An 8,695-nucleotide genomic window follows, 5' to 3' on the forward strand; every position below is an offset into this window, starting at 1 on the left:
CACCGCGCGCAGCTCGGCGTCACCGTCGATGTAGTCGGCCGGGCGGTACCCGCTCGCCTTGACCGCCTCGACCTCCTGCTCGGTCAGGCCGAACAGGAAGAAGTTCTCCGCACCCACCTCGTCGCGCATCTCCACGTTCGCGCCGTCGAGCGTGCCGACCGTCAGCGCGCCGTTGATCATGAACTTCATGTTCCCGGTGCCCGACGCTTCCTTGCCCGCGGTGGAGATCTGCTCGGACAGGTCGGCGGCGGGGTAGATCATGTGGGCGTTCTGCACGTTGAAGTTGGGCACGAACGCGACCCTCAGGAATCGGTTGACGTCCGGGTCGGCGTTGACGGTTTCCCCAACGGCGTTGATCAGCTTGATGATTCGCTTCGCCATGAAGTACCCGGGCGCCGCCTTGCCGCCGAAGATGAAGGCACGCTGCGGAATGGACAGGCCGGGGTTCTGCTTGAGCCGGTGGTACAGCGCCACGACGTGCAGCACGTTGAGATGCTGACGCTTGTACTCGTGGATGCGCTTGACCTGGACGTCGAACATCCAGTCCGGATTGAGTTCGACGCCGGCCACCGAGCGGATGTACTTGGCCAGGCGCGCCTTGTTATTGCGTTTGATGTCACGCCATTCCCGCCGGAAGGCGGCGTCCTCGGCGAATGGCTCCAGGCCGCGCAGACGTCCCAGATCGGTCAGCCAGCCGTCACCGACGGTGCGGTCCAACAGTTCCCGGAGCCCGGGATTGGCCAGCGCAAGGAAGCGGCGCGGCGTCACGCCATTGGTCTTATTGCTGAAACGCTCGGGCCACATCTCGTAGAAGTCCTTGAGCACACTGCTTTTCAGGAGCTCCGAGTGCAGGGCGGCGACGCCGTTGATGGCGTGGCTGCCCACCGTGGCCAGGTGCGCCATTCGGACGTTCTTGCCGCCGTTTTCGCCGATGAGCGACATCCGGCCGATCCGCTCCTCGTCACCGGGGAACCGGGCGCGCACCTCGTCGAGGAACCGGCGGTTGATTTCGTAGATGATCTCGAGATGGCGCGGTAGCGCTTCCGCGAAGAGCTCCAGCGGCCAGGTCTCCAGCGCCTCCGGCAGCAGGGTGTGGTTGGTGTAGCCGAACGTGGCGACCGTGATTTCCCACGCCTCGTCCCAGTCCAGCTGTCGCTCGTCGACCAGCAACCGCATCAGTTCGGCGACGCCGATCGAGGGATGGGTGTCGTTGAGCTGCACGGCAAACCGCTGGGGTAGCTCCCTGACGGAGACGTCGGCCAGGTCGTCCATGATGTGCAGCACGTGTTGCAGGGAGCACGACACGAAGAAGTACTGCTGCAGCAGGCGCAACTGTTTGCCCGCCTCCGGCTCGTCGTTCGGATACAGCACCTTGGTGACCGTTTCCGACATCACCTCGTCTTCGACGGCGCCGTAGTAGTCACCGGTGTTGAACGCTTCCAGCGCGAAAGACTTGACGGCCCGTGCGCTCCACAACGTCAGCACGTTGCAGGTGTTCACCCCGTAACCCTGGATGGGGGTGTCATAGGCGACGCCCTTGAGCACCCGCCCCGGCACCCACCGGACGCGATCATGGCCGCCGTCGTCCGTGTAGTGCGCGGCGTAGCCGCCCCACTTGACCAGGTAGTTGACGTCGGGTTTGGCGATCTCCCAGGGGTTTCCGTGGTCGAGCCAGTTGTCGGTCTGTTCGACCTGCCAGCCGTCGTGGATCTCCTGGTCGAAAATGCCGAACTCGTAGCGGATTCCGTAACCGATCGCCGGCCGCTCCAGGGTGGCCAGCGAGTCCAGATAGCACGCGGCCAGCCGGCCGAGGCCGCCGTTGCCCAGTCCCGGTTCCTCTTCGCACGCCAGTACGGTGTCGAGGTTCTGGCCCATCGCCGCCAGCGCCTCCCGGGCCGCGCGCTCCATGCCGAGGTTCAGCAGATTGTTGCCCAGTTGCGGCCCCATCAGGAATTCCGCCGACAGGTAGCAGGTCACCTTGCGGCCGAGATCGAGCGAGGTTTGCGTCGAGACCACCCGGCGGTCCTGCATGCGGTCGCGCACGGCCAGGGCGAGTGCCCGGTAGTAGTGCTCGGGCCGCCGGGCCGCGGCCGGGCGGCCGATGGAGTAGCGCAGGTGGTCGTTGATGGCCCGCTGCAGTGCGGCCGCGCTCATCCCCGTGCGCGAGTGCTCAACCAGATCCGCCCGCGTAGGGCTGGCGGGAGAGACTCCGTCGGGGGGTGTCTGTTCGACATCGGTCATGGTGGTCCTGCTCCCTAGAGGTTGCCGCAATATCAACCGAGCCGCCCGGGGGACGGCAGAGCGTCAGTCTGGCAGCGATGTTTGCACACCAGGCGCGCGGTTGAAGGCCGTTGCGTAAACAGCAGCTCACGGGCCGGCGACGAAACGGCGGCCCACGCCTAGCCTCAATGGGCGCCGGAGAGGTTCAACGTGACCACGCCGGCGATGATCAACCCGACGCCGACGACCTTCGCGACAGACACCGGCGAGCCGAGAAACAACACGGCGATCAGCACGATCAGGGCGGTGCCGATCGCCGACCACAACGCGTAGGCGACGTCTGTCTGCATGCCGCGCGCGATCGACAGCGCCAAGAGCGCGAACGAGACGGCGTAGCCGGTCAGGCAGATGACCGTCGGCCACAGTCGGGTGAAACCCTCCGTGCTCTTGAGCAGGCTGGTCGCGATCACCTCCGCGACGATGGCGCAGAGGAGAAACACGTAAGTCAAGACGCCTCCTTGCGTGTGGACGTACATGTATGTGTGTACAGGACAGGTCGTGGAAGGATTGCGCCGTATGACCTTTGCCGCGCAGCCGTTGACGTTCGACGTCGGTGACGTGATCGGGGAGCGGGCGTCGCTTGCGGCCACCCACTATCCGGCGCGCGGGGAGCCGCTCGGGCTCTTGGTTTGCCTGCCGGGCGGCACCTACAGCCGTGACTACTGGGATCTGCGTATACCCGGCCGCCATGGGTACAGCTTCGCGGAGTTCGCGACGGGCAACGGCTACGGCGTGGTGACCATCGATCCGCTGGGCACGGGTGAAAGTTCACAACCGGCAAGGGATTTCGGCTTTCGTGACATCGCCGCCACGCTCGCGCACGCCGTGGCCGCGTTGCCCGGCGCAATCGGAGTCCACGCGCCGCCGGTGGCCCTGGCGCATTCCCTCGGCGGCTACCTGGCCGTCACCCAGCAAGCGCTGTTCTCCAGCTACGCCGCGCTGGCCCTGCTCGGCTGCACCAATCAACACGTCGCGCCGCTGAACCTGGACCCCGGATTCATTGCCCGGTCGGCGACTGCGCGTGGACGCGCCGACCTCGAGCGGGAGATCCTCGCCGCCTTGCCCCAGCCCTACTTCGAGGGCCCGCGCGAGCACCTGCAGAGCTGGTTTCACCTCGCCGACGTCCCCGCCGACGTCGTCGCGGCGGACTGCGTCGTCGCGAAATCGCTGGTGCCGCGCGTGTTCGGGACCGCCATGATTCCCGGCGTCGTTGCCGAGCGAGCCGCACAGATCGAGGTTCCGGTGTTGATCGTGTTCGGCGCCGTCGACGTGTCGCCGGATCCGCGGGCCGAGGCCGGCCTGTATCGCGCCTGTCCCGACATCACCACGCTGGTCTTGGCCGACAGCGCGCACTGCCACAACATGGCGTCGAGCCGGCATCGGCTCTGGCGGCGCCTCCTCGACTGGACCGTGACCGTAACCTCTGGATCGTGACGAAGGATCTGAGCCGCTACGCCCCGGCGGTGCTGAGTGTGTTTCGCATTGTCTACGGTCTGCTGTTCGCCGCCTACGGATCGAGGAGCCTGTTCGATTGGCCGGTGGCGTCGCCGGTTCGCGTCGAGTTCGGCTCCTGGCCCGGCTGGTACGCCGGGCTGATCGAGGTCGTCGCGGGTGTGCTGATCGCCGCCGGACTGTGCACGCGGGCCGTCGCATTCGTGGCCTCCGGGGAGATGGCGGTCGCCTATTTCTGGATCCACCAGCCGCAAGCGCTCTGGCCGGTCGCCGATCCGCCGGCGGGCAACGGCGGCGGCTTGTCGATCCTGTTCTGCTTCGCGTTCCTGCTGCTCGTCTTCACGGGTGGCGGGAGCTATTCGATCGACGCGCTGCGGGGGAGGGCACTTCCCCTCGACCGGCGATAATGGCATTCTCTGATGCGGAGAAGCCATTTCCGTAGGAGGTCGAGGATGAGCGCGGACCAACGGTGCGATGGCATGGTGGCCCTCGTCACCGGGAGCAGCCGGGGGCTGGGCAAGGCGATCGCCGCACGGCTCGCCGTGCGCGGTGCCACGGTCGCGCTGACCGCCCGCACGATGGATCCGGACCCCAAGTACCAGGGCTCGTTGGGCGAGACCCTGGCCGAGATCGTCGCGCGCGGCGGGAAGGCCGTCGCGGTCCAAGCCGACCTGTCGCGGCCCGAGGAACGGGAAAGGTTGTTCGCCGAAGTGGTCAGCGCCGTAGGCGCCCCCGACATCTTGGTCAACAACGCGGCGGTGACCTTCCTGCGGCCCCTGGACGGCTTCCCGGAGCGGCGGGCCCGCCTGATGATGGAGATGCATGTCCTCGGCCCATTGCAGTTGAGCCAGTTGGCGATTCCGGCGATGCGGGAGCGCGGGCGGGGCTGGATCCTGAACCTGACCTCGTTGGCCGGTGACCTGCCACCGGGCCCGCCGTTCTCCGAGTTCGACCGCACCGCGGGCTTCGGCTTCTACGGGACGGTCAAGGCGGCGCTCAACCGGCTGACGAAAAGCCTTGCGGCCGAACTGTACGACGACGGGATCGCCGTCAACGCCGCGGCTCCCAGCAATCCCGTGGCCACGCCCGGGGCCGGCGCCCTCGACCTGGCCAAGACCGACACCGAAGACGTCGAACTGATCACCGAGACGGCCTTCCGGCTGTGTACCGGTGACCCGAAGACCCTGACCGGGCGCATCGCGCACACCCAGCCCTTCCTCGCCGAGGTCGGCTGGACCAGGTCGGCCGGCTGAATGGCCGAACTGGATTTAGCCGCGCTGCGGCGGCGCTTGGCGGGCGCCGGAATCACCGGCGTCGCACCGATTTCCGGGGGCGCCTCCAGCCTCACCTTCCGGGGCGCCCTGGACGGGCGGCCCGCGGTGATCAAGGTCGCCCCGCCCGGGGTCGAGCCGGTCGCGCATCGCGACGTGCTGCGCCAGGCCCGCATATTGAAAACCCTTGCGGGCAGCGCGGTTCCGGTGCCCGACGTGTTGTGGGAGGACCCGGGGGAACCGCCGCATACGCCGCCGCTGTTCGTGATGTCACACGTTGAAGGCGAATGTGTCGAGCCGCTTTTCGACGGTTGCGCCGGCGGCGCCGGCTTGGCCGAGCGGTACCGCAACGCAGGCCGGGCCATGGCCGCGCTGCACGGTTTGCGGCCCGGCGAAGTCGGCCTGGGTGATGAACCGATTGTCGATGCGGTCGCAGAAGTCTGGCGTTGGTCCGAGACGCTGCAGACCGTCGATCCGGTGTTGGTGCCCGATTGGGCGGGGGTGCGGGACGCGTTGTTGGGTTGCGCGCCAACGGCCATGGGGCCGAGCGTGGTGCACGGTGACTTCCGTTTGGGCAACCTGATGGCGACCGGCTCGCGCATCAATGCGGTGATCGACTGGGAGATCTGGTCGGTGGGCGATCCGCGGATCGACGCCGGCTGGTTCTTGATCAACTGCGACCCGGACACGTACCGGCGCGTTCCGCGCTCGGCGGCGGTGGTGCCGTCCGTCGCCGAACTCGCCGAAATCTATCGGAAAGAACTGGGCCGCAACGTCCCCGACGTGGCCTGGTTCCGCGCGCTCGCCTGCTTCAAATCGGCGGCGACGTGGTCGCTGATCGTCAAGCACAATCGGCGACGAGCGGCCCCGCGAGCGGAACTGGAAGCGATGGCGGCAACGCTGCCGGGGTTGCTGGACCGCGCGCGGTCACTGCTGATTCGACGGCGTGGGTGATCAGGCGCAATTGGCGTGGAGATTTTGGCACCACATCCCGACGCCACCCCAGTCACCCGAAGAGCCGACTGAATCTTCGTATGGGTTCGTCATCGTCGTCGGGTACTGGATCTGCCATTCGTCGATCGTCGGGATGTCGTCCACCTGGCCCGGGTCTGGAGACGCGAGTGCCGTTCCGACCGCGAATCCGCCGGCGCCGGTCATGACTGCGACGGCCACCGAACCCACGACAAGTACGGTGGCGAATCTGCGCTTCATGGTCGCGGCCCTTCCGTCGTTTGCCTGAACTGCCGGCTAACAAAGCCTAATTCTAGCTTCGGCGTCCATGTCGCATAAGAGTCACGAACACACAACGACTTTGATCGGCCGGCCAGCAAATTTCGCGACTCGAAAAGGGCATTGCGTACGTTGGCGTGCGTGAGGCCGGTAACCGTGGTCGTTCGTCGTGCCCTGGTGGTCGCCGCGTGCCTCGTTTTGTCTGTGGTCACGGCGCCGGCGGCGTCCGGTGATCCCGATGACGGTCCCGAGATCGAGCCTGCCGCTGCGACTTCGGCACCGGCCGACGGGACGGTGCCATCGAATCCCCCCGTCCTGTTGAACACTCCCGACGGCTGGACCCTGGGGCTGGGCGCGAAGGACGAGATGCAAGTCCCGGTGGCACCGCTGACCACCTCCATCGCCTCGCGCGAATACATGGCCAGCGGCATCTTCGTCGGCTCGCTGAAAGGACCGGAAGAGCCCCACGGAATCCTGGAGGTGGGTTACCAGATCGGCTGCGGGATCGATATGAGTACCTCCAACGGCGTGATCATGGAGGGCGGTGCCGGCATCATCCCCGGCGTCAGCCCCACCTTCGACACCACCGGTACGTTGCCGCCCCTGCTGCCGTTCGTTTCGACGCCGATGAACGGCGTGATGAGCATCGGAATGAAACCCGGCCTCGTCCTGACGGTGCCGGTGATCAAGAAGAATTTCAAGGGTGCGAACCCCTGGGTGATGATCAGCAACTTCCACATCAAGATCGACGGATGCGTGGGCCAGTCGTTCATCCGTTCCTACGCGGTGCTCACTCGGATGACCGATCTGTCCGACGTGGTGCTGTCGTACGTCGGTGTCACGAAAGCCGTCTAAAGGCGGACGGTGGCGACCCGCTTCGCCCGGCTCCGCCGCGCTAGCGATCGCCACGGGCGGACGGTGGCGACCCGCTTCGCCCGGCTCCGCCGCGCTAGCGATCGCCACGCCGCGGGATGCCGGCCAACTTGTCGGCGAACTTGGCCTCGGCCGCCGCGCGCAACCGCAGCAGATGTTCGGACGGGAACAGATCGGGCGCGGGCGTGCGGTCTTTGAGCAGCAACCGGGCCAGCGTCACCTTGTGCACCTCGGTCGGGCCGTCGGCAAGCCCCAGCACGAACGACTCCACCAGGTACTGCACGAACGGCATCTCGTGGGTGGTGCCCAGCGACCCGTGCAGCTGTAGCGCTCGCGACGAGACGTCGTGTAGCACCTTCTGCATCATCGCCTTCACCGCCGAGATGTCCGCCCGCACCGCCTGATAGTCGTTGAATTGGTCTATCTTCCAAGCGGTTTGCAGTGTCAGCAGTCGGAAGGCCTCGATCTCCATCCAGGAGTCGGCGATCATCTCCTGCACGAGTTGCTTGTTGGAGAGCACCTCGCCTTGCGTGTACCGCGAAACCGCCCGCTCGCAGAGCATGTCGAAGATCCGGCGGACCAGGCCGACCGTGCGCATCGCGTGATGAATCCGCCCGCCGCCCAGGCGGGTTTGGGCCACGACGAAGGCCCCGCCCCGCGGACCCAGCATGTGGTCGGCCGGCACGCGGACGTTCTCGTAGCGGACATAGCCCTCGCGCCCGCCGCCCACCGGCTGATAGCCGAGGCCGACGTCGCGCAGCACGTTGATGCCGGGCGTGTCGCCGGGCACGACGAACATCGAGTAACGCTGGTAGGGCGGCGCGTCGGGATCGGTCATGGCCATCACGATCAGGAATGACGCCATCGAGGCGAATGACGAGAACCACTTCTCCCCGTTGATGATCCAGTGATTCCCGTCCTGCACCGCGGTGGTGCGGAAGACCTTGGGGTCGGCGCCGCCCTGCGGCTCTGTCATCGAGAAGCAGGACACGATGCGGTTGTCGAGCAGCGGCTCGAGATAGCGGGCCTTGAGCTCGGGCGTGCCGTAGTGCGCCAGGATCTCGCTGTTGCCGGAGTCGGGGGCCTGGGAGCCGAATACGATCGGCGCGCACTCCGACCGGCCCAGGATCTCGTTGAGCAGCGCGAGTTTCACCTGGCCGTAGCCCGGGCCGCCCAGGTGCGGCCCGAGGTGGGTGGCCCACAGGCCACGCTCCTTGACGATGTCTTGCAGTGGTGGGATCAGCGCCTGGCGCACCGGGTCGTTGAGGTCGTGGGATTCCTTGACGATCAGGTCGATGGGTTCGCACTCTTCGCGCACGAAGTCCTCGACCCATTTGAGTTGCTGTGCCCATTCGGGATCGGTGGAGAAGTCCCACGACATCTATCGTCCCTCTCGGTTGCTTTGTGCCACCACGCCCGCCTGAACAAGCTCGGTGATCTCTTGTGCGTTCAACCCCAGTTCGACCAGCAGCGCGCGCGTGTGGTCACCGGGAAGCGATGGCGGTGTCGGGGTGGGCGAACCGGACCGGGCGCCGTTCGGCGGAATGCTGTTGGGCGACTTGGGCGCCGATGTCATCCGCATCGACGCC

At 66.7% G+C, this 8,695-nt stretch carries 9 protein-coding genes; 5 read left to right on the forward strand and 4 right to left on the reverse strand.

What is annotated here, in order from left to right:
- Together A9X05_RS12740 and A9X05_RS12745 are read right to left on the reverse strand one after the other, a co-directional pair.
- A partial coding sequence (locus A9X05_RS12740) for a glycogen/starch/alpha-glucan phosphorylase (protein ID WP_067781759.1) occupies positions 1-2,154 on the reverse strand: 2,154 nt, incomplete at its 3' end.
- A 251-nt stretch (positions 2,155-2,405) separates the two neighbouring features.
- On the reverse strand, positions 2,406-2,729 hold the full coding sequence (locus A9X05_RS12745; RefSeq protein ID WP_082950130.1) for a multidrug efflux SMR transporter: 324 nt from the start codon (positions 2,727-2,729) through the stop codon (positions 2,406-2,408).
- Between the two features lie 67 nt (positions 2,730-2,796).
- Here A9X05_RS12745 and A9X05_RS12750 point away from each other — a divergent pair, with 67 nt between their 5' ends.
- From A9X05_RS12750 to A9X05_RS12765, 4 genes are read left to right on the forward strand one after another with little or no spacing between them, the layout of a single operon-like run.
- Complete coding sequence (locus A9X05_RS12750) at positions 2,797-3,714, forward strand: alpha/beta hydrolase (RefSeq protein WP_082970949.1); 918 nt, start codon at positions 2,797-2,799, stop codon at positions 3,712-3,714.
- The gene (locus A9X05_RS12755; RefSeq protein WP_231978345.1) at positions 3,708-4,139 is read left to right on the forward strand and encodes a DoxX family protein; all 432 of its coding nucleotides are present in this window, start codon (positions 3,708-3,710) and stop codon (positions 4,137-4,139) included. The genes A9X05_RS12750 and A9X05_RS12755 overlap by 7 nt, the downstream gene beginning before the upstream one ends.
- Before the next feature lie 45 nt (positions 4,140-4,184).
- Positions 4,185-4,985: an SDR family NAD(P)-dependent oxidoreductase gene (locus A9X05_RS12760; protein ID WP_067781768.1), complete on the forward strand. Its 801-nt coding sequence runs from the start codon at positions 4,185-4,187 to the stop codon at positions 4,983-4,985.
- Entirely contained in the window at positions 4,986-5,957 is a 972-nt protein-coding gene (locus A9X05_RS12765; protein ID WP_067781772.1) for a phosphotransferase family protein, read from the forward strand.
- Here the strand turns inward: A9X05_RS12765 and A9X05_RS12770 are convergent, their stop codons facing one another.
- Entirely contained in the window at positions 5,958-6,215 is a 258-nt protein-coding gene (locus A9X05_RS12770; protein ID WP_067756481.1) for a hypothetical protein, read from the reverse strand. It abuts the gene before it with no gap.
- Positions 6,216-6,389: 174 nt separating this feature from the next.
- Here A9X05_RS12770 and A9X05_RS12775 point away from each other — a divergent pair, with 174 nt between their 5' ends.
- A complete protein-coding gene (locus A9X05_RS12775) occupies positions 6,390-7,088 on the forward strand; it encodes an MspA family porin (RefSeq protein WP_197499047.1) in 699 nt (232 codons plus the stop codon).
- A 94-nt stretch (positions 7,089-7,182) separates the two neighbouring features.
- On the opposite strand, the gene A9X05_RS12780 is transcribed toward A9X05_RS12775, so the two are convergent.
- Complete coding sequence (locus A9X05_RS12780) at positions 7,183-8,487, reverse strand: acyl-CoA dehydrogenase family protein (protein WP_067781775.1); 1,305 nt, start codon at positions 8,485-8,487, stop codon at positions 7,183-7,185.
- Positions 8,488-8,695: the final 208 nt, after the last annotated feature.

Source organism: Mycobacterium sp. E3298, assembly GCF_001666895.1.
GTDB lineage: Bacteria > Actinomycetota > Actinomycetes > Mycobacteriales > Mycobacteriaceae > Mycobacterium.